Origin of the sequence: Streptomyces brasiliensis (genome assembly GCF_014647875.1) — a bacterium.
Classification (GTDB): Bacteria; Actinomycetota; Actinomycetes; order Streptomycetales; family Streptomycetaceae; genus Streptomyces; species Streptomyces brasiliensis.
Genome location: NZ_BMQA01000043.1, coordinates 1 through 23,903, shown reverse-complemented (window position 1 = coordinate 23,903; position 23,903 = coordinate 1). Strand labels below are relative to the sequence as shown.

At 69.6% G+C, this 23,903-nt stretch carries 24 protein-coding genes and 3 pseudogenes; 13 read left to right on the top strand and 14 right to left on the bottom strand.

The genetic code is table 11. From position 1 onward, the window contains the following. Positions 1 to 99: 99 nt before the first annotated feature. The 5 genes from IEZ19_RS37050 to IEZ19_RS37030 all read right to left on the bottom strand — a co-directional run bounded on the left by IEZ19_RS37050 (position 100) and on the right by IEZ19_RS37030 (position 4,629). A complete protein-coding gene (locus tag IEZ19_RS37050; RefSeq protein ID WP_189315787.1) occupies positions 100 to 1,317 on the bottom strand; it encodes an FAD-dependent monooxygenase in 1,218 nt (405 codons plus the stop codon). Between the two features lie 102 nt (positions 1,318 to 1,419). Then, positions 1,420 to 1,701 carry a muconolactone Delta-isomerase gene (gene catC, locus IEZ19_RS37045; RefSeq protein ID WP_189315786.1) on the bottom strand — a complete coding sequence of 94 codons (282 nt, stop codon included), beginning with the start codon at positions 1,699 to 1,701 and terminating at the stop codon, positions 1,420 to 1,422. Continuing rightward, positions 1,702 to 2,562 carry a catechol 1,2-dioxygenase gene (catA, locus tag IEZ19_RS37040; protein ID WP_189315785.1) on the bottom strand — a complete coding sequence of 287 codons (861 nt, stop codon included), beginning with the start codon at positions 2,560 to 2,562 and terminating at the stop codon, positions 1,702 to 1,704. Between the two features lie 52 nt (positions 2,563 to 2,614). After that, entirely contained in the window at positions 2,615 to 3,724 is a 1,110-nt protein-coding gene (locus IEZ19_RS37035) for a mandelate racemase/muconate lactonizing enzyme family protein (RefSeq protein ID WP_189315784.1), read from the bottom strand. Then, positions 3,721 to 4,629 carry a LysR substrate-binding domain-containing protein gene (locus tag IEZ19_RS37030; RefSeq protein WP_189315783.1) on the bottom strand — a complete coding sequence of 303 codons (909 nt, stop codon included), beginning with the start codon at positions 4,627 to 4,629 and terminating at the stop codon, positions 3,721 to 3,723. The genes IEZ19_RS37035 and IEZ19_RS37030 overlap by 4 nt, the downstream gene beginning before the upstream one ends. 235 nt (positions 4,630 to 4,864) lie before the next feature. Here IEZ19_RS37030 and benA point away from each other — a divergent pair, with 235 nt between their 5' ends. From benA to IEZ19_RS37005, 5 genes are all read left to right on the top strand, one after another. Then, positions 4,865 to 6,241 (top strand): benzoate 1,2-dioxygenase large subunit, encoded by a 1,377-nt coding sequence (benA, locus tag IEZ19_RS37025; RefSeq protein ID WP_308429051.1) that lies wholly within the window; start codon positions 4,865 to 4,867, stop codon positions 6,239 to 6,241. Between the two features lies 1 nt (position 6,242). After that, entirely contained in the window at positions 6,243 to 6,773 is a 531-nt protein-coding gene (gene benB, locus IEZ19_RS37020) for a benzoate 1,2-dioxygenase small subunit (RefSeq protein WP_189315782.1), read from the top strand. Between the two features lie 7 nt (positions 6,774 to 6,780). Further along, positions 6,781 to 9,471 carry a benzoate 1,2-dioxygenase electron transfer component BenC gene (benC, locus tag IEZ19_RS37015; RefSeq protein WP_189315781.1) on the top strand — a complete coding sequence of 897 codons (2,691 nt, stop codon included), beginning with the start codon at positions 6,781 to 6,783 and terminating at the stop codon, positions 9,469 to 9,471. Between the two features lie 68 nt (positions 9,472 to 9,539). Next, positions 9,540 to 12,197: a helix-turn-helix transcriptional regulator gene (locus IEZ19_RS37010; RefSeq protein WP_229841257.1), complete on the top strand. Its 2,658-nt coding sequence runs from the start codon at positions 9,540 to 9,542 to the stop codon at positions 12,195 to 12,197. Continuing rightward, positions 12,194 to 13,420, top strand: coding sequence for a benzoate/H(+) symporter BenE family transporter (locus IEZ19_RS37005; RefSeq protein WP_189315780.1), 1,227 nt, complete (start codon positions 12,194 to 12,196; stop codon positions 13,418 to 13,420). Before IEZ19_RS37010 ends, IEZ19_RS37005 begins: the two co-directional genes overlap by 4 nt. A gap of 28 nt (positions 13,421 to 13,448) precedes the next feature. Here IEZ19_RS37005 and IEZ19_RS37000 read toward each other — a convergent pair whose 3' ends face one another. Continuing rightward, positions 13,449 to 14,276 carry an alpha/beta fold hydrolase gene (locus tag IEZ19_RS37000; RefSeq protein ID WP_189315779.1) on the bottom strand — a complete coding sequence of 276 codons (828 nt, stop codon included), beginning with the start codon at positions 14,274 to 14,276 and terminating at the stop codon, positions 13,449 to 13,451. Positions 14,277 to 14,515: 239 nt separating this feature from the next. Further along, a complete protein-coding gene (locus tag IEZ19_RS36995; RefSeq protein ID WP_189315778.1) occupies positions 14,516 to 14,728 on the bottom strand; it encodes an integrase core domain-containing protein in 213 nt (70 codons plus the stop codon). Between the two features lie 27 nt (positions 14,729 to 14,755). Between IEZ19_RS36995 and IEZ19_RS36990 the strand changes: the two are divergent. The 3 genes and pseudogenes from IEZ19_RS36990 to IEZ19_RS36980 form a co-directional block, all read left to right on the top strand. Then, positions 14,756 to 14,974, top strand: a pseudogene (locus IEZ19_RS36990) (IS5/IS1182 family transposase); the annotation flags it as partial. 301 nt (positions 14,975 to 15,275) lie between these two features. Then, positions 15,276 to 15,527 carry a hypothetical protein gene (locus IEZ19_RS36985; RefSeq protein WP_229841255.1) on the top strand — a complete coding sequence of 84 codons (252 nt, stop codon included), beginning with the start codon at positions 15,276 to 15,278 and terminating at the stop codon, positions 15,525 to 15,527. A gap of 144 nt (positions 15,528 to 15,671) precedes the next feature. After that, positions 15,672 to 16,217 (top strand): IS110 family transposase, encoded by a 546-nt coding sequence (locus IEZ19_RS36980; protein WP_189315777.1) that lies wholly within the window; start codon positions 15,672 to 15,674, stop codon positions 16,215 to 16,217. Between the two features lie 59 nt (positions 16,218 to 16,276). Here IEZ19_RS36980 and IEZ19_RS36975 read toward each other — a convergent pair whose 3' ends face one another. The 3 genes from IEZ19_RS36975 to IEZ19_RS36965 are packed head-to-tail and all read right to left on the bottom strand — an operon-like array spanning position 16,277 to position 18,854. After that, positions 16,277 to 16,969, bottom strand: a complete 693-nt coding sequence (locus IEZ19_RS36975) for a 3-oxoacid CoA-transferase subunit B (RefSeq protein WP_373297111.1) — start codon at positions 16,967 to 16,969, stop codon at positions 16,277 to 16,279. After that, positions 16,966 to 17,661: a 3-oxoacid CoA-transferase subunit A gene (locus tag IEZ19_RS36970; RefSeq protein WP_189315776.1), complete on the bottom strand. Its 696-nt coding sequence runs from the start codon at positions 17,659 to 17,661 to the stop codon at positions 16,966 to 16,968. The genes IEZ19_RS36975 and IEZ19_RS36970 overlap by 4 nt, the downstream gene beginning before the upstream one ends. Further along, positions 17,658 to 18,854 carry a thiolase family protein gene (locus tag IEZ19_RS36965; RefSeq protein ID WP_189315775.1) on the bottom strand — a complete coding sequence of 399 codons (1,197 nt, stop codon included), beginning with the start codon at positions 18,852 to 18,854 and terminating at the stop codon, positions 17,658 to 17,660. Before IEZ19_RS36965 ends, IEZ19_RS36970 begins: the two co-directional genes overlap by 4 nt. A 70-nt stretch (positions 18,855 to 18,924) precedes the next feature. On the opposite strand from IEZ19_RS36965, the gene IEZ19_RS36960 reads away from it, so the two are divergent. The 4 genes and pseudogenes from IEZ19_RS36960 (at position 18,925) to IEZ19_RS36945 (ending at position 22,114) form a co-directional block, all read left to right on the top strand. Next, positions 18,925 to 19,806 (top strand): LysR family transcriptional regulator, encoded by an 882-nt coding sequence (locus tag IEZ19_RS36960; protein ID WP_189315774.1) that lies wholly within the window; start codon positions 18,925 to 18,927, stop codon positions 19,804 to 19,806. Positions 19,807 to 19,851: 45 nt separating this feature from the next. Continuing rightward, positions 19,852 to 20,271, top strand: a pseudogene (locus tag IEZ19_RS36955) (transposase); the annotation flags it as partial. Between the two features lie 31 nt (positions 20,272 to 20,302). Next, positions 20,303 to 20,515 (top strand): hypothetical protein, encoded by a 213-nt coding sequence (locus IEZ19_RS36950; protein WP_189315773.1) that lies wholly within the window; start codon positions 20,303 to 20,305, stop codon positions 20,513 to 20,515. Between the two features lie 97 nt (positions 20,516 to 20,612). Beyond that, positions 20,613 to 22,114: pseudogene (locus tag IEZ19_RS36945) on the top strand (ISL3 family transposase). Positions 22,115 to 22,215: 101 nt separating this feature from the next. Here IEZ19_RS36945 and IEZ19_RS36940 read toward each other — a convergent pair. From IEZ19_RS36940 to IEZ19_RS53175, 4 genes are all read right to left on the bottom strand, one after another. Continuing rightward, a complete protein-coding gene (locus tag IEZ19_RS36940) occupies positions 22,216 to 22,461 on the bottom strand; it encodes a Smr/MutS family protein (RefSeq protein ID WP_189315772.1) in 246 nt (81 codons plus the stop codon). A gap of 142 nt (positions 22,462 to 22,603) precedes the next feature. Continuing rightward, the gene (locus IEZ19_RS36935; RefSeq protein WP_189315771.1) at positions 22,604 to 22,939 is read right to left on the bottom strand and encodes a helix-turn-helix domain-containing protein; all 336 of its coding nucleotides are present in this window, start codon (positions 22,937 to 22,939) and stop codon (positions 22,604 to 22,606) included. Then, positions 22,939 to 23,151, bottom strand: coding sequence for a hypothetical protein (locus IEZ19_RS53180; RefSeq protein WP_308429050.1), 213 nt, complete (start codon positions 23,149 to 23,151; stop codon positions 22,939 to 22,941). The genes IEZ19_RS36935 and IEZ19_RS53180 overlap by 1 nt, the downstream gene beginning before the upstream one ends. Before the next feature lie 20 nt (positions 23,152 to 23,171). Further along, entirely contained in the window at positions 23,172 to 23,309 is a 138-nt protein-coding gene (locus IEZ19_RS53175) for a hypothetical protein (RefSeq protein WP_308429049.1), read from the bottom strand. 223 nt (positions 23,310 to 23,532) lie between these two features. Between IEZ19_RS53175 and IEZ19_RS36925 the strand changes: the two genes are divergently transcribed. Continuing rightward, complete coding sequence (locus IEZ19_RS36925; RefSeq protein ID WP_189315770.1) at positions 23,533 to 23,781, top strand: hypothetical protein; 249 nt, start codon at positions 23,533 to 23,535, stop codon at positions 23,779 to 23,781. Positions 23,782 to 23,903 lie beyond the last annotated feature (122 nt).

Genomic DNA, 23,903 nt, shown 5'->3' with positions numbered 1-23,903 from the left:
AGGGGGGTTTCATGCCCGAGATCTGTCCAGCGGGTGCTGGGTACCGTGCCCCGGCGCAGCAGCGGCTTCTGCCGGGCCGGGGCGAGCGCGGGGAGCCCCTCATGCCTCTCCAGCGGCGTGGAAAGCATGGATCCAGGCGAGGTGCCGTTCGAACGCGTCCGGGGCGGCCAGCCGCGCGTCGCGCCGGCGCTGCGCCTCACCGTCGGGCAGATGCAGGACGTCGCCTGTGGTGATCGATGCCGTCTGCACGCGGCGGGTCCGGGCATGTCGTAGCTGTTCATAGCGTGCGCGGGCCTCCTCCCAGTCGCTGTCGGCCAGGAGACAGTCGGCGAGGACGATGGCGTCCTCGATCGACTGGTTCGCACCCTGACCGTGGTGGGGGACCATCGCATGCGCGGCATCGCCGAGCAGGGTCACCCGGCCCTTCGACCACGATTCCAAGGGCGGGCGGTGAAAGAGCGCCCAGCGCTCGGTGACCGGGACGGCACTGATCATCTGCACGATCGCCGGGTGCCACTCGGCGAACATCGTGAGGTGTTCGCCCTCGCGCTCGACCGGTGTCACCCAGCTGGAGGCGTACCAAGGCATCGGTGTGCGCCGGACGAGGAAGAAGTTCTGGTCACCGTTGCCGATCGGGTAGTGCAGCAGGTGGCCGCCGGGCCCCATCCAGAACTGGATCGCCTCCGGGTCGGGCAGCAGATCGAGCTTGTCGGCCGGCACGATGCCACGCCAGGCCGACGAGCCGGAGTACAGTGCGTCGTCGTAGCCGAGCAGGAGGCGGCGTACGGTCGAGCGGGCGCCGTCGGCTCCGATCACGAGATCGGCTTCGGCCGAGGAGCCGTCGGCGAAGTGGAGCCGGGCCCGCGCGCCGGAGTCGTCGATGTCGACGAGCCGCTTCTTGAGGTGCAGACCCTCCACCCCGCTCCCCGCGTCCGGGCCGGCGAGCGCGCCGAGCAGGATCGCCTGAAGGTCGGCTCGGTGGATGCCGTAGTACGGCGCTCCACAGCGCTGGTGGTAGTCAGCACGCGAGAGCACCCGACCGACCACGTCGCCGGTGCGTCCGGAGCGGAAGACCAGACCGTCCACGTCGGCCGCCGCCGCGGCGAGCGGCTGGGTGAGGTCGAGCCGCGCTTGCAGATAGCGCACCGAATTGGCCGAGAGTGCGACGGCGGCGCCGACTTCGCGCAGCTCCTCGGCCTGTTCGTAGAGGTGCACCTCCCATCCCTTGCGGCGTAGCTCCAGGGCGAGGGTCAGCCCGCCGATGCCGGCGCCGACGATGGCGATCCGAGGTGTCGTGGAGTGGGCGGCGGTGCTCATGCGGAGTTGTCTTTCGTCCGAGGCTCAGGGAGAGGTGGGGGGAAGGGAGCGGGGCTGCTCGACCGGGCCGTGCCGGTCGAGCAGCCCCGTGGTGGCAGAGGGCTATCCGTTGATGTCGGACGGGTGCGTCGCCAGCGGCGTCACCGCGATGTCCATGTAGGGGAACAGCGGCAGATCGGACAGGATCTGGTGGAGCTCGTCGCCCGACTCGACCTCGAAGATCGAGTAGTTCGAGTACTCGCCGACGATCCGCCAGATGTGGGGCCACTTGCCGGCCCGCTGCAGCTCCTGCGAGTACGCCTTCTCCCGGGCGACGGTCGCAGCCCGGACCTTGGGGTCGAGATCGTGCGGGATCCGCACGTCCATCCGCACATGGAAGAGCACTCAGGCCTCCGGGTCGAGGACGAAGGAGTACGCCACGGTCGCCGAGCCGTCGGCCTGCTGCTGCGGGTCGAGCAGCAGTTCCGGCTTCACCGCCGAGGCGATGTCGTCGTCGTTGTGGGCGTCGCCGGGGAAGTAGAGCTGCGCGGTGAGCAGCTGGTAGCCCGGAGCGGAGACCTTGACGTGGATGTGGGCCGGGCGCCAGGCGTGCCACCCGGCCGCCCCGATGAGCGCACCGCAGGCACCGTCGGTCGGAATCTGGTACGGCGCGGGCTGGACGGTGTGGATCTCGAAGGAGCCGTCGGGGCCGACGTGGTTCGTGCCACGCAGGTTCCACTCCGGCAGGTTGGGGGCGAACTGGCTGTAGAAGCCGTCGTCGTCGGCGTGCCAGATCTCGACCTTCGCGTCGGACAGGGCGGTGCCGTCGACCGCGGTGACGGTGCCGGTCCAGGTGAGCGGCGTGCCCCCCTCGCCCTCGCGCGTCGGGACGGTGCCGACACCCTTCTCGTCGGAGATCACTGGCGAGTCCGGGACGTAGTACGGGCCCTCGATGGTGCCCTTGTTGCCCTGGCGGTCGGAGGTGGCGACCTCCTCGACCACGTGCTCGACCCAGACGTCCAGGAAGAGCGGCCACTCGCCGTCGAGCCCGACCTGGATCAGCCACGCCTTGAGAGCGTTGTACTCGGCGTAGGTGACGTTCTCCTCGCGGATGGTGGCGTGGACGGCCTCGAGCACGCGGCGCGCGAGCTTGTCGACGCGCTCCTTCGGCACGTCCTTGACCGCCTCGTAGGGAGACTTGTCGTTCTGGAAGCGCGCGGTGGCGTTGGCGCCGGAGGCGGCGGCGCTAGCAACCTCAGAGGTCATGGTGCTTCTCCTGTCGCTTGTTCTTCTCGGCCCCAGGGGGGCCGGTGGTGGATCAGGCCCGACCGTCGGTGCGGTAGCGGGCGAGCTTGTCGGGGTCGATCGCGACGCCGAGGCCGGGTCCGGACGGCACGCGCAGGTGGCCGTCACGGATCTGGAGCGGTTCGGCGAGCAGGTCGTCGCTCATGTCGAGGAAGTTGGACAGCTCCCCGGCGCGGCGCGAAGTCAGCTGGTAGGCCGCCGCGAACGTGACCGCGCACGCGGTGCCGAGTTGGCCGTCGATCTGGTTGCCGATGACGGCCTCGATGCCGAGCCCCTCGGCCAGGTGGTGCACGCGCTGAGAGACGGTGAACCCGGTGCGCGCCGTCTTGATCGAGACGGCCGTCGCCGATCCCCCGAGGATTTCCCGGGTGACCTCGGCGGGCGTGGTCGCGGACTCGTCGGCGATCGAGGGCACCGTGGTCTGAGCGACCAGCCAGCGGCGGCCCAGGACGTCGTCGGCGGGGCAGAGCTCCTCGGCGAAGAGCAGGGCGAGGTCCGCCATCTCGCGCATCGCTGCGGCCGACTCCGCCGGCGACCAGCCGCGGTTGCCGTCGACGTACAGCTCCGCCTCGGCACCGAAGTGCTCCCGCAGCGCGCGCACCACCGCGGTGTCGAGCGAGACCGGGTGCCGGCCCACCTTCACCTTGAAGGTGGTGATGCCGTACGTGGAGCGCATCCGCTCGGCCTCGGCCACCATCTTCTGCGGCTCCTCGAAGCCCAGCATGTGGCTGACCCGCATCCGGTCGGTGTAGCCGCCGAGCAGATTGCTGACCGACTGGCCCAGCGTCTGACCGAGCGCGTCCCAGATGGCCATGTCGATCGCCGACTTCGCGGTGGGGTTGCCGATCGTGCGGCGCATCCGCTGGTGGGCGACCTCGCGCTGGAGGAGCGTCAGGCCGACGATCTGCGCGGCGAAGACGTTCTCGATGACCGCCACGATGCCCTGCTGGGTCTCGCCGTAGGTGAAGGGCCGGGGCGGCGCCTCGGCGACGCCGACGATCCCGTCGTCGGTGTGGACCCGGACGAGCACGTGCTCGGCCGCGTGCACCTCGCCGGAGGCGAACTTCAGCGGCTTGAGGTAGGGGATGGAGAACGGGATCGCCTCGACCCGGACGATCTTCATGCAGGCTCCTCGGTAGGGACGGAGGCCGCGCCGGACGTGGCGGTCAGCAGTGCGACGACGGCGTTGACGAGCGGGTTGTCCTCGTCGGCGCGGCGCCCAAGCGCGAGGCCCACCGAGCCCGCGTCGGCGACATCGCGGAAGACGACGCCGTCCAGGGGGAGGGAGCGGACGCCGGCCGGGGCGAGTGAGACCCCGAGGCCGGCGGCCACCAGCGCCAACAGGACGGAGGTGCCGGGTGCCGCGTGTTCGCGGTGGGGCACGAACCCGGCGGTACGGCAGGCGCGCGTGACCGCGTCGTTGACCACCGACTGGCGAGCGTCGTAGAGGATGAACGGCTCGGCGCGCAGGTCGGCCATCGCGATGATGGGCTCGGCCACGAGACGGTGATCGGCGGGCACGGCCAGGACCAGCGGCTCTTCGTCGAGCAGGCTCAGCTCGATGCCCTCACCCGCCGCGGGCGGCCGGAGCACGCCGAGGTCGATCGTGCCGGCGCGCAGCGCGTCGCACTGCTCGGGGGTGAGCAGGTCGGCGTGGATCTCCAGCGCCACACCGGGCAGCTCGCGCTTGAGCAGCCGGGCGATCCGGGGCAGATGCGAGAACGACGACGTGCCTGTCAGGCCCAGGCGCAGCAGGCCGTGCCGTCCGGCCGCGATCCGCCGTACGCCGCGCAGGCTGTCGTCCAGGGCGCCCAGGATGCGGGCCGCCTCGGTCTGGAGGAACTCACCGGCAGGGGTGAGCGAGACCTGTCGCGTGGTGCGGTTGAACAGCGTGACGCCGAGCTCGGCCTCCAGCTGACGGATCGCCTGCGAGAGCGCGGGCTGGGCGACGTGGAGGCGCTCTGCGGCACGCCCGAAGTGGCAGGTCTCGGCCACGGCGGTGAAGTAGCGCAGGTGCCGCAGGTCCATGGCGCCCGTCCTCAGGTCGGTAGATCGGCTGGAGTCCCAGTGACGCCAAGCCGTGCCCATCACAGTAGGTCGGGCATCCATAGGGGACAAAGACATGTTTCGACTCGATTATGAGTGGCTGCTTATTAATCGATTGCCAGGTCAGGACTAGGCATTTACCGGGTACGACGCTCGCCATAGTGATGCGACGGTCGATTCAACCCAGTCGATGCCACCTATTTTCCTGGAGGTCACCATGACCGAGATGCTGGAGCGTCGCATCGGCCCGTACCGCCGCGTCAGCGAGTTGCTGGACCAGGCTGTCGTCGATGACCGGGAGGCGGGTGTCATCCGCGCCAACCGGCAGATCTTCACCGATGACGACCTCTTCGAGCTGGAGATGAAGCACATCTTCGAGGGCAACTGGATCTACCTCGCGCACGAGAGTCAGGTGCCCGAGCCGGGCGACTACTTCACGACGTACATGGGCCGGCAGCCCGTCGTGATCACCCGTGACAAGGACGGCCGGCTGCACCTGCTGATCAATGCCTGTGCGCACCGCGGCGCCATGCTGTGCCGTAGGAAGACCGACAACCGCACCACGTTGACCTGTCCCTTCCACGGCTGGACGTTCCGCAACGACGGCACCCTGCTCAAGGTCAAGGACCCGGACGGCGCCGGCTACCCGGACAGCTTCGACACCGACGGCTCGCACAACCTCACCAAGGTCGCCCGCTTCGACTCCTACCGGGGCTTCCTGTTCGGCAGCCTCAACCCCGACGTCGTGGAGCTCTCCGAGCACCTGGGCGACGCGACGAAGGTCATCGACATGCTGGTCGACCAGTCGCCGGACGGTCTGGAGGTGCTCCGGGGCTCTTCCACCTACACCTACGACGGGAACTGGAAGGTCCAGGCCGAGAACGGTGCCGACGGCTATCACGTCACCGCCACGCACTGGAACTACGCGGCCACCACCTCGCGCCGCAACACGGGCGAGTCGACGAACGCCACCAAGACCCTGGACGCCGGCAGCTGGGGCAAGTCCGGAGGCGGCTACTGGTCCTACCCGAACGGCCACCTGTGCCTGTGGACCTGGGCGGCCAACCCCCAGGACCGGCCTCTGTGGGACCGGATGGAGGAGCTGAAGCAGACCTACGGCGAGGCCAAGGGCGAGTTCATGGTGACGGGCTCCCGCAACCTCTGCGTCTATCCCAACGTGTATCTGATGGACCAGTTCTCCACCCAGATCCGCCACTTCCGGCCGATCGCGCCGGACAAGACCGAGGTCACCATCTACTGCATCGCCCCGAAGGGGGAGAGTGCTGAGTCGCGGGCCTGGCGGATCCGGCAGTACGAGGACTTCTTCAACGCCTCCGGCATGGCGACCCCGGACGATCTCGAGGAGTTCCGCTCCTGCCAGCTGACCTTCCGCGCCACCGCAGCCCCGTGGAACGACATGAGCCGCGGCGCCGAGCACTGGGTCACGGGCCCCGACGAGGTCGCGACCGCGCTCGACATGCCGGGCGTCGTCTCGGCCGGCAAGCGCAACGAGGACGAGGGCCTCTACCCGGTTCAGCACAGCTACTGGCTCGAGACGATGCGCGCCGCCGTCGCCGCCGAGGAGGAGAACTGAGATGACCACCGCACCAACCGGGACCGCACCCGCCGAGGCCACGCTGATCACGCAGAACGCCATCGAGCAGTTCCTCTACCGCGAGGCCCGCTACCTCGACGACCGCGAGTTCGAGAAGTGGCTGGCCTGCTACGCCGACGACGTCGTCTACTGGATGCCCTGCTGGGCCGACGACGACCGGCTCACCGAGAACCCGCAGACCGAGATGTCGCTGATCTACTACGCCAACAAGGGCGGTCTGGAGGACCGGGTCTTCCGCATCCGCACCGAGCGCTCGTCGGCGACGTCGCTCCCCGAGCCGCGGACCTCGCACAACATCAGCAACGTCGAGGTGATCGAGCGCCGCGGCGACATGGTCGACGTGCGCTTCAACTGGCACACGATGTACTTCCGCTACAACACCGTCGACCCGTACTACGGCACGTCGTTCTACACCATCGACTTCTCCGGCGAGCAGCCGCTGATCCGTCGCAAGACCGTGATCTTGAAGAACGACTACATCCACCACGTCGTCGACGTGTATCACTTCTGAGGTCCCCATGACGTCCACCAGGCTCGAGGCATCCCGCGAGGCGGCGACCCATCAGGTCGCGCTCGCTTTCGAGGACGGGGTCACCCGGTTCATCACCTGTCGCGCGGACCAGACGGTCGCGGACGCGTCGTACCGCCAGCGCATCAACATCCCGCTCGACTGCCGCGACGGTGCCTGTGGAACGTGCAAGGCGTTCTGCGAATCAGGTGAGTACGAGCACGGCACCTACATCGACGACGCTCTGTCGGCCGACGAGGCCGCACAGCGCTATGTGCTGCCGTGCCAGCTGCGACCGAGCACCGACCTCGTGCTGCAGATCAACAGCACGAGCGAGGTGGCCAAGACCAGCGCCGCCGCCTACACCGGCACCGTCGTGGGCATCGACCGGCTCAGCGCCACCACGGTCGAGCTCTCGGTGGACCTCCCGAACCGAGCCGATCTCGCCTTCCTTCCCGGGCAGTACGTCAACGTGGCCGTGCCCGGCACGGACGTCACACGGTCCTACTCCTTCAGCAACGCGCCGAGCGAGGAGCGGCTGACCTTCCTGGTCAAGCTCACCCCGGGCGGCGTCATGTCCGAGTGGCTCGACCAGCGTGCCGCCGTCGGCGACCAGCTCAGCCTGACCGGTCCGCACGGCTCGTTCTTCCTGCGGGAGGCGGACCGTCCCGCGGTGCTCCTTGCAGGTGGCACCGGCCTGGCGCCGATCCTCTCCATGCTGCGCAAGCTCCGCCTCGAGGACTCGCCCCGCCCGCTCCACCTCATCTACGGCGTGTCCACCGACACCGACGTGGTCAAGCTCGACGAGCTCCGCGAACTGGCCGCCGCGCTGCCGCACTTCACCTGGGACCACTGCGTCTCCGATCCGGCCACCACCGCCCGCAACCAGGGCTATGTGACCGCGCTGCTCAGCCCTGATCATCTGCACGACGGTGCCGCGGCCGTCTATCTGTGCGGCCCGCCCCCGATGGTGGAGTCGGTGCGTACTCACGTGGCCGAGGCCGGCATCGAGCCGTCCGGCTTCTACTACGAGAAGTTCGCGCTCGCCGCGACGGCCACGACCGCCGCGACGAGCCCGCCGCGCGCCGCGGAGCCGGTGGGCGTCGCGCCCTGCGAGCAGCTGCTGCTCTCGCCCGACGCCCGCGGCCACGCCGGCCAGGAGATCCTTCCGGCGACGGCGCTGGCGCCCCTTGCGGCCACCGTCGCCTCAGGGGCGGTGCCTGCCGACGGCCCTGACGACACGGTCCGGCGGATCGCAGGCCAGCTGGTCGCACCGCCGTCGGCCGGGGCCGCGGCGGACCAGGCGCGGACGGCGCTCGACGTCGACGGCGCGCTCCTGCCGGACGCGGACGCGCGGACGGTGGCCGGTCAGCAGGTCTTCGCCGCGATCGAGGAGCAGGCCCCGACCACCATCGCCGAGGACGGCTACCAGATCGGGGAGGAACACCCCGACATCCAGGCTTCCGACGCCCTCTTCGAGGCGCGCGAGGCGCTGGAGCTCGGCGCACTCGAACTCACCATCGGCCGGCTCACCTCACAGCAGCTGGCCGGCTACCGGCTCCTGGCCGAGTCGACGGTGCCGTACGTCGACGCAGCGCGTGCGCGGTTCACCGACCCGCACCGCTACACCGAGACGAACGCCGCTTTCCACGACTACCTGCTCGCCCTGACCGGCAACGCCCATCTGCTGCAGGCCTACCAGGCGCTGGGGGTGAAGGCCCGGATGGAGGAGGTGCTGCGCGACGCGACCTGGTGCCACCCCCGTTGTGCCCAGGACCACCTGGACATCGTCGCGGCCTTCGAGGCCGGCGACCGCGGGCAGGCCCGGACGCTGATCGCCGCGCACGCCGAGCGGTCCAAGCAGACCATGCGCCGCGCGATGTCCGACCGCGTCGCGAGCACCACGCCGCGGTTCATCGCCCCCGGCCGCTTCACCGGCAGGGTGGTCGTCGTGACCGGCGCCGCCCAGGGGATCGGCGAGGCGGTCGCCCGGCGGATCGGCGCCGAGGGCGGACAGGTGGTGCTGGTCGATCGCTCGGAGCTGGTCCGCGAGGTCACCGCCGACCTCGCCGCCACCGGGGTCCCTGCTCGCGCGGTCTGCGCTGACCTCGAGCAGTACGACGGTGCGGCCGCTGTGGTGCGCGAGACGCTGGCGGCGTACGGGCGGATCGACGTACTGATCAACAACGTCGGCGGCGCGATCAACTTCAAGCCGTTCGTCGAGTTCAGCGCCCCCGAGATCGATGCCGAGGTCACCCGCTCCCTGATGACCACGCTCTACGCCTGTCGCGCGGCGCTCCCCGCCATGGTCGCGGCGGGCCACGGCGTGATCGTCAACGTCTCCTCGGCGGCCACCCGGGGCATCCACCGGATCCCGTACTCCGCGGCGAAGGGCGGCATCAACGCGATCACCGCCTCGCTCGCCATGGAGTACGCCGACGCGGGAGTGCGCGTCGTGGCGACGGCGCCCGGCGGCACGGACGCCCCGCCGCGACGGATCTCCCGGGGCACCCCTCAGCCCACGAACGAGGTGGAGCGGGCGTGGTTCCAGGCCCACATCGACCAGACCCTGGAGTCGTCGCTTCTGCACCGCTACGGGACACTGGACGAGCAGGCCGCGGCGATCTGCTTCCTCGCCTCGGACGAGGCCGCCTACATCACCGGGACCGTGCTGCCGGTCGCGGGCGGCGACCTCGGATGAGCCGCGACTTCATCGTCTGATCCCAAGGACACGGCACAGAACAACGGCATTGCGTCCAGGAACTGACAGTGATCATCGAACGAGCCGGATGTGTCGGACGCGAGCACGAGCTCGCCGAGCTCGAGCAGCGACTGGTCGCCACCCGCACATCGGGAGCGGCAGCGGTGCTCGTCCTCGGTGACCGGGGGATCGGCAAGACAGCGCTGCTCCGGGCGTTCGTCAGCACGACCGGCGCTCCGACCCGCCATGCCCAGGCCGTGGCCTGGGAACGGCACGAGGCGGGTGCCGTCCTGCGACAGCTCCTGCGCCGGGAGCCTCCGCTCCACCCCAGCCACGCTGCCGACCGCCTGGCAGCCGGGCTGGTGGAGCAGCCCACGCTGATCGTTGTCGACGATGCCGAGGTGGCCGACGACCTCTCGCTCAATGCCCTCCGCTCGGTACGGCACCGCCACCCCGAGATACCGGTGCTGATCGTGCTCTCGGCCACGCACGGTGCGCCACGGCTGATCGACCTGGCCGACGACGCGCTCCGCATCGAAGGGCTGGAGGCGTCGGCCATCGTCGAGCTCGCCGCGCTGCGTGGGCGTGTGCTCCCCCCGAGCATGGCGGCCGCGCTCACGCGGCACACCGACGGGAACCCACGGGACGCGCTCGCGCTGCTCGACGAGCTGCCGCCGGCGCGGTGGATCCGCCCAGACCGGGAGCTGCCCGCGCCTGGGCACATCCGCGCCGAAGTGACGTGCGCCCTGGCTGATGCGGGGCCTGCGGGACGCGCACTCGCCGAGGCGCTCGCCGTCCTGGGCCCGGGCGCGGAGCTCGGACACGCCGCGGCGCTGGGTGCCCTCGATGATCCGCTCGCCGCGCTCGACGACCTGCGCAGCAGTGGCCTGATCGATCCCCGGCCGATCCACGAGCCTCGGTGGCGCACACCTCTGATCGCGACGGCGGTGCTGGAGACCATGGGGGCGCGTGACGCGGCCGAGGCGCATCGACGTGCCGCGCAGATCGTGACCGACCCGGTCGCCCAGATGCGCCATCTGGCCGCCGCGACGCCGGTCCCCGACGACGATCTGGCCGAGCGGATCACCGTGCTGGCGATCCAGCGTGGCGAGGACGGCGCCTGGGCGCAGGCCGCGGATCTGTTCCGGGATGCCAGCAGACTCACCTCGAACCCGGCGCCCAGGGACGAGCGGTTGATCCGATCGGTCGACGCGCTCGTTGCCGCAGGCGACTGTGCCGGTGCGGGCGCACTCGTCTCGACGGTGGAGGGCATGCGGGAGACCCCTCTGCGCAATGCCGCACTGGCGTATCTCGCGATCGTGCGAGGTCGAGCCAACGAGGCCGAGGTGCGACTCAGCCGGGCGTGGGAGATCGTCAACGCGACACGGGACCCGGCCACCGCGGCGCTGATCGCGCAACGACATGTGCTGCACTCGCTGGCTCAATGCCGAGGCGCCGACCTGATCGACTGGGCCGATCGCGCCATCGAGCTGGCCGGCCCCGACTCGGGCGCGGGCATCGAGGCGGCCGCCATCCGAGGGCTCGGCTTCGCCGTGTCCGGCCGGTTCGCCGAGGCGCAGGCGGCGTACAGCGCCCTGGCGAGCACGGTACGTCACGGCGCCCAGGCACAGCGGGTGCAGATGGGCCACGGCTGGCTCGGCGTCCTGAACGACGATCCGGACGAGGCTCGCAGCCGTCTCGAGGGCGTCACCGATCCGTGGGTTCTCGGTGGCTCGACACGGATCTCGCTGTGGGCTCTGGGCTGGCTCGCCCGAGTGCAGTTCCTGACCGGCGAGTGGGACCTGGCCATGGCCTCGGTCGCCCGCGGACGCCTACTGGCCGCGGGGTCGGGGATCGTGCTGGTCACGCCCCTGCTGGAGTGGACCGCTGCCGAGATCCATGTGCTGCGGGGCGAGTGGGAGTCCGCTTCCGAGGCTGCCCGTGCCGCCGAGGCCGAGGCTCAGGGGTACGAGATCATGCGGGTGCCGACGCTGCTGGCCCGCGCCCACCTGGCTGAGGCGCGCAGCGACTACGCCGGCGTACGCCGCATCCTGGCGCCGTTCGCCCAGGCCGGGCCCGGCAGCTCGCTCGCCGAGCCGGGCATCTGGCCGTGGGCTGACACGCTGGCGGGAGCGCTCATCGCCGATGGGCGTCTCGACGAGGCGGACCAGCTGCTCGCCCCGCATGAGCGGCGCGCGGCTGAGGAGAGTCACCACTCCGCACAAGCCCGTCTTGCCGCTGCGCGCGGCCGGTGGCACGGGGCGCGAGGGGAGCTCGACCAGGCCAGAGGATCCTTCGACGCCGCCCTGGCCCAGCTCGACGGATTGCCGCTGCGCTACGAGCAGGCCCGCGTCACCTTCGGCTACGGGCAGACTCTGCGGCGAGCCGGCCAGCGCCGCGATGCCGAGGTCATGCTCGCCACCGCCCGCGACCTTTGGGATGCACTCGGTGCACGGACGCGCGTCGAGGCCGCGGATCGTGAGCTGCGAGCTGGCGGAGTCCGCGCGCCACAGGGCCCGCGGACGGCCGGAGAGCTGACTCCGCAGGAGGAGACCGTCGCCCAGCTGGTCGCCTCGGGGCTGTCCAACCGCGAGGTTGCGGCGCGGCTGTTCATCTCGCCGAAGACCGTGCAATTCCACCTGACCCGTATCTACGCGAAGTACGGCCTGCGCAGCCGGACCGAGCTCGCGGCCCGCGCCGCCGAACACCAGGAGCCTCATCGGTGACCACCCGCCTCCAGCCTGCCGCGGTCGCGGCTCGTCCGCGTGCCTTCGGACGCCTCGAACTCGCCAACGGCTTCGTCGGGTTCCTCTTCTCCTGTACCGGCCCGGTGGCCGTGATCCTGGCGGTCGGCCAGTCGGCCGGCCTCTCGGCCGTCGTCGTCGCCTCCTGGGTGAGCGCTGTGTTCTGTCTCAACGGCGTCCTCACCATCGTCGCGTCGCTGTGGAGCCGGCAGCCGTTGGTGTACTTCTGGACCATTCCGGGCACCGTGGTGGTCGGGCAGGCGATGTCCGCCGGTACGACGTGGCCCGAGGTCGTCGGCGGCTTCTGCATGGCGGCGGTGCTGCTCGTGCTGCTGGGGCTGAGCGGTCAGGTCGACCGCGTGATGCGGCTGCTGCCGATGCCGATCGTGATGGCAATGGTGGCGGGGGTCTTCCTGAGCTTCGGCACTGATCTGGTCCGGGCCGTCGACACCGACCTCGCTGTGGCCGGGCCGATGGTGATCGCCTTCATCGTGGTCAGCGCGGTGCCGCGGCTGGCTCGGTGGCTGCCCGCTGTCCTGGTGGCGCTGGCGGTCGGTGCCGTCGCCGTCCTGCTCGGCGATCACACAGGCGTCGGACTCTCCGGCCGCTGGCTGGTGCACCCGGTCTGGACGACTCCGAGGTTCACCGGCTCGGCCTTCGTCGAGCTCACCATTCCGCTGCTGGTCACCGTCCTTCTGGTGCAGAACGGGCAAGGGATGGCGGTGCTGCGCGGTGTCGGGCACGAGCCGCGGATGAACCAGGTCACCGCCGTCTGCGGCGTGACATCACTCCTCAGCGCGCCGTTCGGCGGCGCCTCGACGTGTCTGGCAGGGCCGACCAATGCGCTCGTCACCGCCTCGGGCGAGCCACGTCGCCACTACGCGGCGGCGATCTGGTGCGGGGTGCTGGCGATCGGGTTCGGTCTCCTCGCCCCTGGCATGGTCCGGGTCATCACGACCATGCCCGCGGCGTACGTCGCGGCGCTGGGGGGCCTGGCGATGCTCAAGCCGCTCCAAGGAGCGTTCCAGGCGGCGTTCGTCGGCTCCTACGCCACCGGGGCGCTGGTGACGTTCCTTGTCACGGTCTCTGACATCACCGTGTGGCACATCGGTGCAGCGTTCTGGGGGCTGCTGGTCGGAGCGGCGGTGAGCCTCGTGCTGGAGCGGGAGTGGCGCGTTCGTGGCCAGGCGAAGGTCGCGGACTGAGCGGCCTGGTGGCGCTGGTGGCGCCGCCTCAGTTGCCGAGGAAGCGCGCGAGCAGGCCGGTGAAGACGTCGGGCGCTTCGAGGGGCGGCGTGTGGCCGACACCGGCGACCACCTCGAGCGTGCCGTAGGGCGCCCGTTCGGCCATCCCGGCACCGAAGCGTCCCTGGTCGAAGGGGTCGTGTTCGCCGACCACGATGAGCACCGGGAAGGGGCAGGCGTCGAGGACCGGTCCGTAGTCCGGGCGGTCGGCGCGGGCACGCAACGCTCGGGCGGCCCCGACCGGGTCGGCGGCGTGCATCATGGTGCGCGCGTGGCTGACCGTCGCCGCGGAAGCGCCGTCGAGGCGCAGCAGCTGCGGCAGGAACTCCTCGGCGTACTGGCGCACGCCCTCACGCTCGAGCCGGGCCGCCAGATCCCGGCGCCCCTGGGCGACCTCGGGCAGGTCGGTGTGCGCCACGGTGTCGACCAGGACCACGCGTGCGACCAGATCGGGGCGGGCGGCGTACGTGTCCAGCGTGACCTGGCCTCCCATGGAGTAGCCGACCAGGGCGACCGGCGGCAGCGCCAACTGGTCGATGATCGCCGCGACCGCGGTGCTGTAGGTCGACATCGTCGCCGGCTCCTCTGGTACGGCACTGGCGCCGAAGCCGGGGAGGTCGACGGTGATGACCCGATGACCGCGCGCGCTCAACGCCGCGACCTGAGCACGCCACATGCTCTGGTCGAACAGGAAGCCGTGCAGTAGCACCACCGGCATGCCGGAGCCGTTGCCCGTGCCTCCGGTGTCGCCGTAGAACACTCCGTCCACGCGGGCGACCTCGCGGTCGGCGGGCGGAAGGCTGGTGGCGTCAGGCACGGTGGGGCACCTTCCTGGTGATCACACGAAACGGCGGGGTTGCCCTCGGTGGTGGCGGTGTGGGGCGTCCAGCCTAGAGGGTGGGTCGGCACAGAATTCGATGCCGAAGGGATTGTTGAGGGTGAAGACGAAGGTGACGTCTTGGTCAGCCGTCGCCCCGTGCTCCATCTTCCCGCCCTCGGAGAACCACACGAAGCCACCCGGACCGAAAGTGAAGCGCCCCGGGTTCTTTGGAGACCTCAGTTGGTGGCTGTGAGATGGGGTTTCGTGCTTGCTCGGTAGTAGTTGGCTTCGTATTCGGCGGGTGGAATGTGCCGTATCTCACTGTGGAGACGCCGGTTGTTGTACCAGTCGGCCCACTCGGCGGTGGCGAGTTCGACGTGTGAGAGCCCCTTCCAGGGCCGCATCGGTTTGATGACCTCGGTCTTGTACAGGCCGATCGTCGACTCCATGAGGGCGTCGTCACACGCGTCACCGACGGAGCCATCGTGCCGCACCGCAAACGTCCCGGCCGACCCCTGCTGGCCGACGAGGAAGACGGCAACGCCTCCCGCCGCGAGGTGCCCGCCCGTGTGGGACACGTGATCGGCCGGATGAAGAACTACAAGATCCTCCGCGACTGCCGATCGCACGGCGACGGCCTCCACCACGCGGTCCAGGCCGTCGCCCACATGCGCAACGTCGCCCTGGCCGCATGATCCGGAACTGAGCCAACGCCACCCTCAAGCTGCCAGTTCACGGCCTTGTGCAACACGCTTTAAAGAGCGCTTTTCCCTGGCGAGGTTGTTTGGTTCGAGTTCAGGCAGCTGCAGGACGGGCACCGGCGTGCCCGGGGCCATCCGGCCTCACACGTCGTGCCCGCCGTGCCCTTCGCCGTGAGCGTCCGCAGGATGCGGTGCACCACGGCGCCCGCAGACGCCGTACTCGAATCTGCCGGTCCCGATCCAGCTCGGCGCCCAGTGGCTTCAGAGGGCCATCGCGTGGGCGCGTGAGAACGACGTGCCGTTCCTCGAGGCCACCCCCGAGTCGGAGACGTGGTGGATGGAGGAGACCGAGCGGGCCGGCAAGGCCACCGTCATGTACTCCGAGGGCAAGAAGGCCAAGGCATGGTTCCTGGGCGACAACCTCCCCGGCAAGCCGGAGGAGTTCCAGGTCTACATGGGCGGCGGACAGGTGTATCAGCAGTTCTGCCGTGCAGCTGAGGCGGACGGCTACCGCTCCTTCCTGGCCAACCAGTCGGTCAAGGCCTGAGAACTAGACGGGGAAAGGGAATCGGCATGGGACGTCTGGAGAACAAGGTCGCCCTGATCACTGGAGCCGCAATGGGCATGGGCCGAGCGACCGCAGAACTGTTCGCGGTTGAGGGCGCCAAGGTCGCGGTCACCGACCTGGACGATGCGGATCGAGGCGAGCCTGACGGATTACCGGCAGCTGCTGGCCTGGGCCAAGCGGTGGCCGCAGCGGAAGTGGGCGGTGGAGAACGCCAACGGACTGGGCCGGCATCTCGCTCAGCGGCTCATCGCCCGCGGCGAGAGCGTTGTCGACGTGCCTGCCGCGGCGACCAGTCGGGTGCGTGGGCTCTCCCGCCGTGGACGGCGCAAGAACGACCGGATCGACGCCGCGGCCGCGGCCACCGTCGCCTGTCTGCAGGGAGACGGACGAGATGTCGAGCCCGAGGATCACACCACGGCGCTGGCTCTTGTGGACGAACGGCGTGTGAACCTGGCCCAGGCCCGGGTACGCACGGTCAATCAGCTCCACGCGCTGCTGGGTGATCTGCTGCCCGGAGGCGCCCCGATCCAGCTGTCCGCGGACCTGGCCGCCAAACTGCTGCGGTCCGTCCGTCCCGCTGGCGACGTCGAGACCGTTCGCAAGGACATCGCCGGGGATCTGGTCGCCGAGATCCGGAAACTGGACAAGCAGCTCACGGACCACGATTGATGACGAGCGCGATTGCTGCGCCCACAGGAACCGGAGCGACAGGTGCGGGCCTGAGGAGGTCAGTGCAGCTCGACGTCGAGGCGTGAGCGCAGCTCGTTGAGGGTGGTGCCGTAGGTCTCCAGCACGTGGACGCCGTGGGGCCGCAGGTCGAAGGTGGCGACCTCGGTGTAGACCCGGCTGACGCAGCCGATGCCGGTGAGCGGGTAGGTGCACTGCGGGACCAGTTTGGGTGCACCGGATTTCGTGAAGAGCGTCATCATCACGTAGACGTCCTTGGCTCCGATGGCGAGGTCCATCGCGCCGCCGACGGCGGGAATGTCGTCTGGCTTGCCGGTGTGCCAGTTGGCCAGGTCACCGTGCTCGGAGACCTGGTAGGCGCCGAGCACGCAGACGTCGAGGTGGCCGCCGCGCATCATGGCGAAGGAGTCGGCGTGGTGGAAGTACGCCGCCCCCGGCAGCTCGGTGACCGGGACCTTGCCGGCGTTGGTGAGGTCGGGGTCGATCTGGGCGCCCTCGGCCTTCGGCCCCATGCCGAGCATGCCGTTCTCGGTGTGGAGGACGACGCCGAGTTCCTCGGGCAGGTGGTCGGCGATCTTGGTGGGCCGGCCGATGCCGAGGTTGACGAACGCGCCCGCCGGGATGTCCCGCGCGATCACGGCGGCCAGCTCGTCCATGCTGAGCGGATGGTCCATGGTCATCGGCGCCTCGCTCGTGGACGCCGAGCGTGTCGAGGCGGTGGCGTCGGTGGTCATCGTGCCCCCTGGACGGTGTAGTGACGGGCCTTGACCGGGATGATGCGGTCGACGTAGATGGACGGCGTGACGACCGCTTCCGGGTCGAGCCCGCCGAGCGGGACGACCTCGTCGACCTGGACGATCGTGGTGGTGGCGGCGGTCGCCATCACGGGGCCGAAGTTGCGGGCGGTCTTGCGGTAGGCAAGGTTGCCGATCGGGTCGGCCCGGTGCGCGGAGATGAGGGCGTAGTCGCCCTTGATCGGGTACTCCAGCAGGTAGTCGCGTCCGTCGATGGTGCGCACTTCCTTGCCCTCGGCGAGCGGGGTGCCGACCGCGGTCGGGCAGTAGAACGCGCCGATTCCGGCGCCGGCGGCCCGCATCCGCTCGGCGAGGTTGCCCTGGGGCACGACCTCGAGCTCGATCTTCCCCTCGCGGTAAAGCGTGTCGAAGACGTAGGAGTCGACCTGCCGTGGGAAGGAGCAGAGCACCTTGCGGACCCGGCCGGCCGCGAGCAGCGCCGCCAGTCCGACGTTGCCGTTGCCGGCGTTGTTGGAGACGATCGTGAGATCCTTCGCGCCTTGCCGGATGAGGGCGTCGATGAGGTCGAACGGCATCCCGGCCAGGCCGAAGCCACCGACCAGGATGGTGGAGCCGTCCTCAATCCCGGCGACGGCCTCGTCGGTCGATTCCAGCACGGCGGTGCGGCTCACTTCGACACCTCGAGGTTCTCCAGGACGACGGCCAGTCCCTGGCCGACGCCGATGCAGATCGCGGCCACGCCGTACCGTTCGCGGCGTTCCTTCAGGACAGCAGCCAGGGTCCCGAGGAGGCGGCCGCCGGAGGCGCCCAGCGGGTGCCCGATCGCGATGGCCCCGCCGCGCTGGTTGACGATTCCGGGTTCGCGCAGGCCGTCCTTGAGCCAGGCGTCGACGCAGGCCAGCGACTGGACAGCGAACGCCTCGTTGAGCTCGACAGCACCGACCTGGTCCCAGGTGATCCCGGCGCGGGCGAGAGCCCGGTTGGCGGCCTCGACCGGGGCGTAGCCGAATTCCTGCGGGTCCAGCGCCATCGCGCCTTTGCCGAGGATCCGGGCGAGCGGGTCGCGGCCGATGGCCGCTGCCGCCGACTCGCTGCCGAGGAGCACCGCGGAGCCGCCATCGGAGAGCGGGGAGGCGTTGCCCGCGGTGATGGTGCCGTTCGGCCGGAACGAAGGCTTGAGCCCGGCCAGCTTTTGGGTGCTTGAGTCCGCGCGAATGCCCTCGTCACGGCCCAGGTCGGCTACCGGGGTGACCAGCGCGTTGTAGAAGCCGTCCTCCCACGCCTGGTGCGCGAGCCGGTGAGAGCGGACCGCGAACTCGTCCTGACGCTCGCGGGTGATGCCGAAGCGCTCCTGGAGCTGCTCGTTGCACTCTCCCAGCGAGACGGTCCATTCCTTCGGCATCCGCGGGTTGACCAGCCGCCAGCCGAGCGTCGTCGACACCGCGGTGACGTCGCCCGCCGGGAAGGCCCGCGACGGCTTGGGCAGCACCCACGGCGCTCGCGTCATCGACTCGACACCGCCCACGAGGACGACGTCGGCGTCGCCCGTCTCGATCATGCGGGAGCCGGTCATCGCCGCATCCAGGCTCGAACCGCACAGCCGGTTGATCGTCGTGCTGGGTACGCTGGTCGGCAGACCGGCCAGCAGCGCGGCCATCCGGCCGACGTTGCGGTTCTCCTCGCCGGCGCCGTTGGCGTTGCCCCAGACGACCTCGTCGATCGCGGCGGGGTCCAGCGAGGGCGTCTGCGTGAGCACGCCGCTGATCGCAGTGGCGGCCAGATCGTCGGGCCGGATGTCGGCCAGCGCGCCGTTGAACTTGCCGAACGGCGTCCGCGTGGCGGCGTAGAGGAATGCGCTGTTCATGCCTCGACGCTAGACCGTGCCGCCGATATGGTGAAGTATCAATATCTATCTCGATTGAAATGCTGAAACTATGGATCTGCGGCAACTCCGCTACTTCATCGCCGTCGCGGAAGAGCGCCACTTCAGGCGCGCGGCCGAGCGGCTCCACATGGCACAGCCGCCGCTCTCGCAGGCGATCCGGCAGCTCGAGGGCGAGCTCGGTATCGCTCTGTTCCACCGCACGACACGTCGGGTCGACCTCACCGACGCCGGCCGCGCCTACCTTGACCGGGCGCAGGCGATTCTCGCCGAGGTCGACGAGGCCGCCCACCACGCCCGCCGGGTCGCCGCCGGTGCGGTCGGTCACCTCACCCTCGGCTGCGTCGGCTCGGCCACGTACAGCCTGCTGCCCACCCTGTCGCGCCAGCTCGCCACCGAGCTGCCGGGCATCGACTTCTCCTTCCGCGGCGAGATGCTCGCGCCGGATCAGGTGGAGGCGCTGCGCAGCGGCGCGATCGACGTGGCCCTGCTGCGCCCGCCCGCGGCCGACCCGTCCCTCGCCGTTCACGCCCTGCGCCGGGACCGCCTCGTGGTGGCGCTCCCAGCCGAGCATCCACTCGCAGCGAAGACCCGGGTGCACGCCGCCGACCTCGCAGGCGTCGACCTGATCGTCCACTCGGCGGACCGCCACTCGGTGATGCACGACGTCGTGTTCCGCGTCCTCCGCGATGCCGGCGTCGAGCCGCGCATCCGGCACGAGGTCGGGGAGACCTCGACGCTCATCACCCTGGTCGCCGGCGGCCTCGGAGTCGCGGTCGCGCCCGAGCCGGTGACCGCGCTCGCGCTCGACGGTGTCGCCTACCGACTCCTGGTACGCCCGGCTGCGGTGATCGAACTGGCCGTCGCCCACCGCGCCGACCGCAACGAACCCCACCTGGCTCGCGCGGTCGAGGTCATCCGCCGGCTCTTTTGAGCGGTCTGCGGTCGTTGCCCTCAGCCGACACCCGGTGGGTGCCGGGTCTGCTACCGCGCTGGGCACCGCTCCCGGTTCTTCTTCAAGCTGCACATCTGGCACGGGCGCCGGAGCGAGCCGAAGGCGTTCTCCTGGCGCCAGTACCGCGATCTGATCGTCATGACCCACGTGCAGCTCGGTACCCCGGTGGTGTGGTGCTGGGACAACCTGAACGTGCACCTGGTGAAGGAGCTGGCCGACTTCGCCGAGGAACACCAGGACTGGTTACAGATCTTCCAGATGCCCTCCTACGCACCGGAGCTGAACCCGGCCGAGGGGATCTGGTCGCTCCTCAAGCGGCACCTGGCCGACTTCGCCGCCGCCGACCTCACGCACCTGACCCGCGTGATCAAGCGGAAGCTGAAGAAGATCCAGCACCGGCCCCATCTGGTCGACGGCTGTCTGCCACCCACCGGTCTGATCTGATCAGGGCGGCGGAACCGGCGAGGAGCCCGATGTGCTCCTCAGCCAAAAGATCGCCGAGATTGTCCCCCACGCGATCCTCATCAAACCGGCCAACGACTCCGAGGAAGCGCGCGCCGAGGCCATGCTCACCCTCTGCAGCCTCGTCGGCGCCACGCCCATCTCCAGGGCCGTCTGGTGTCCGATGAAGGCCGCCTGCACCCGCACCGACGCCCGCACCGTCACCTTCCTGCCCCGCGAGCTCTAACGACGTCCAGTGCGGGGCCCGGACGGGTGTGTCAACTTAACGGCCCTGTCTCGCTTTCGGTGGTGACGGAGCGTCGTGATGGGTCGTTGATATTCGCGTGAAGGATGTCAACGAGTTCGTGCAGACGGTCTTTTCGGGCCTGCCCCCGCTGGTCATCGAGGATGTAGTCGACGAAGGTGAGCGGATCGTGGTGCGGGCACGGACTCCGCGGGACACCGCGGTCTGCCCGGTGTGCGGGGCCCGGTCGGAACGCGTGCACGGTTATCACTGGCGGACAGTCGCGGACGTGCCGGTCGATGAACGACGGGTGGTGGTCCGTGTGCGGGTGCGGCGTCTGGTGTGCCCCACCCGCGGCTGTCGCCACACCTTCCGCGAACAGGTGCCCGGTGTCCTGGACCGGTACCAGCGGCGTACGACCCGCCTGACCAGGCAAGTCAAGGCCGTGGTCAAGGAGTTAGCGGGCCGGGCCGGGGCACGTCTGCTGGCGATATTGGCGGTGAGCCTGTCGCGTCACACGGCCCTGCGCGCCCTGCTGCGGATCCCGTTGTCCACTGGGCGGGTGCCCCGTGTGATCGGCGTCGACGACTTCGCACTGCGCCGGCGGCACCGCTACGCCACCGTGATCATCGACGCCGAGACGCATGAGCGGATCGACGTGCTGCCCGACCGCACGGCCGACACTCTGGAGGCGTGGCTGCGCGAGCATCCGGGCGTCGAGATCGTATGCCGTGACGGCTCGGCGACTTACGCTGAGGCCATCCGTCGTGCCCTGCCTGACGCCGTGCAGGTCGCGGACCGGTGGCATATGTGGCACAACCTGTGCGAAGCCGCCCTGAGTGAGGTCAAGGCGCACAGCACCTGTTGGGCCACCGTGCTGGACGCACCCCTCGCTGGCACCAGGTCCGCGGCCTGCTCGACCAGGGCGTCGGCCTGCTCGAATGCGCCCGCCGCCTCCAACTGGCCCTGAACACCGTCAAACGCTACGCCCGCGCCGACCGGCCCGAGCGCATGCTCCGCGTTCCCAAGTACCGCGCCAGCCTCGTCGACCCCTACCGCGAGCACCTTCGCAAACGCCGGGCCGAGGACCCCAGCATCCCCGTCAAGCACCTCTTCGAAGAGATCAAAGCCCTCGGCTTCACGGGCTGCCTGAACCTCCTGCACAAGTACATCAACCAGGGCCGCGCGGACGCCGACCGCAGCCATATCTCCCCGCGCAGGCTCGCCCGGATGCTGCTGACCAGGCCCGACAACCTCAAGGCCGAGCAACACCAGCTCCTGGCCAAGATCACCACCGCCTGCCCCGAGATGACCCAACTGGCAACCATCATCAGGGACTTCGCCCCGCTCCTTACGCCGCACGCCGACAACGCCGACGCGCTCACGGGCTGGATCGCCCAAGTCCGAGCAGCTGACCTGCCCCATCTGCATGCCTTCACCCGGGGCCTGGACCGGGACATCGACGCCGTGATCGCCGGGCTCACGCTTCCGTACAGCAACGGCCCCACCGAGGGCGTCAACACCAAGACCAAACGGATCGCACGCCAGATGCACGGACGAGCAGGCTTCACCCTGCTTCGCCACCGCATCCTCCTCGGATAGCAGCCACGCTCCGTCACCACCGAAAGCGAGACAGGGCCGTTAACTTGACACACCCTTCCGGCCAAGGAATGTGCGGCAATTCTGAAGCGGTACGGGCGTGGCTATGTGAAGTACACGAGCACACGGCCGGTGTTGCCCGGATCGGTCTCCCGGCGCACGTACAGCTTCCTGATGTGCTTCTGGTCGAGGAAGGCCAGGACGCGCCTGTGGAGCTGTCCCGACCCCTTCCCCGGGATGATCTCGGCGACCGGATCCCCGGAGTGGGCGGCCGCGAAGAGGAACTGGCGCAGGGCGAGCTCGATGTCGCGGTTGTTCCGGAAGATCGGATGCAGATCCAGGCTGAGCACGCAACAACTCCTCTCGTATGCACCCGTTCTCACGCCGGCTGCTCTTTGCTTGCGTCTCGGCCTTGGTGGTGCCGGGGCCGGTTCCATTCCGGAGCCGCGGTTCGGGCCGATGGTCGTGTCGTGTGCCGGGGGCGGGGCGGGGTCAGGCTGCGTTGTGGGCGGTGAGGGTCACACGGGCGTCGTCGGCGTCGATGGCGATGTTGAGTGAGGCGTCGAGTCCCTTGGCGAGCTTGGCGAGGAGGGGCAGGGTGGGGATGGTGTCGGAACCCTCGATGCGGGAGATTTTGGCCTGGGTCAGGCCGGTGCGGGCGGCCAGTTCGGCCTGGGACAGTCCCAGCTCGGTGCGGCGGTCGTAGACGGCCTTGGCCAGGGCCATGGACAGGCGGTGCTCCTGGCGCTCCTGCTCGATCTCGGGCGATTCGCGGTATCCGTCGACGAGCTTGCGTTCCCGCGCCAGCTTCCAGCGGCTGTGTTGCATCAGTGGTCTCCTTCCTCGCGGGTGAACTCGCTGTGGGCCGGGCCGTGCTCGGCTTCGCATTCCTTCTTCGCCTGGACCGCCCGGTTGATCTGGGCTTCCTCGTGTGGTCGGGCCTTGCGGAACACGGTGAGCCGCACGATGCGTCGGTCGTCGGTGATCCAGTAGGTGATCCGGGTGGCGACGCCGTCCAGGCTGGGGCGTAGTTCGTTCACGCCGTCGCGCAGCGGGCGGGCTACGGCATCGGGGTGTGTGGCCCCAGCTCGGCCAGCAGTTCGGCGTAGTTCTCGACCTTGCGGTAGAGCTTGCCGGACAGGAGCTCCAGCCAGGCCCGGACCTCGGGCTCGACCTCGATGACGTACAGGGCAGCCATGAAGCCAACGATATATGTCGTCTACGACATGGGCAAGCCGGCGGGACGAACAGCTGGGATGGCCCGTGGGTGCCGATAATTCCGTCCGCGCAAGTCAAGCGGCATTGCGGGTGCCGAGAAATCATCTGCCGAGGTCACGGCCTTGATCGCTGATCTACACGGCTGGGGCCGATCACCGTGAAACTGCCACCCGCTCACCGTCTGGACAGCATCATGAGCTGTCGTGCTGCTGAATCTGGCCTACCTCGCTGCGACGAAAGCCCTTGCGGTCCTGCGCTTGTTCACGATGAGCGACCATGAGAAAGACATCGAGATTTTGGTGCTCCGCCATCAACTGCTGGACTTGCAGGGCCAGGTCGGCAAGCCGACCTTTACGAAGACCGACCGGGCAGTACTGGGCGGCCTGCTCCACCAACTGCCGACGGACAAGCTGCGGCACCTGCTGGCGCTTCTACCAGACATGCTGGTTTGAGCAGCACCAGACCATGCGGCGGGTGCGCCGGTCGTCGTCCTTGCGTCGGCACAGAACAAAGGGGGTCTTCGAAGTTGAGCGGTGCGCCTCATCTCGGGCACTGACATGGTGTCACGGTGTGT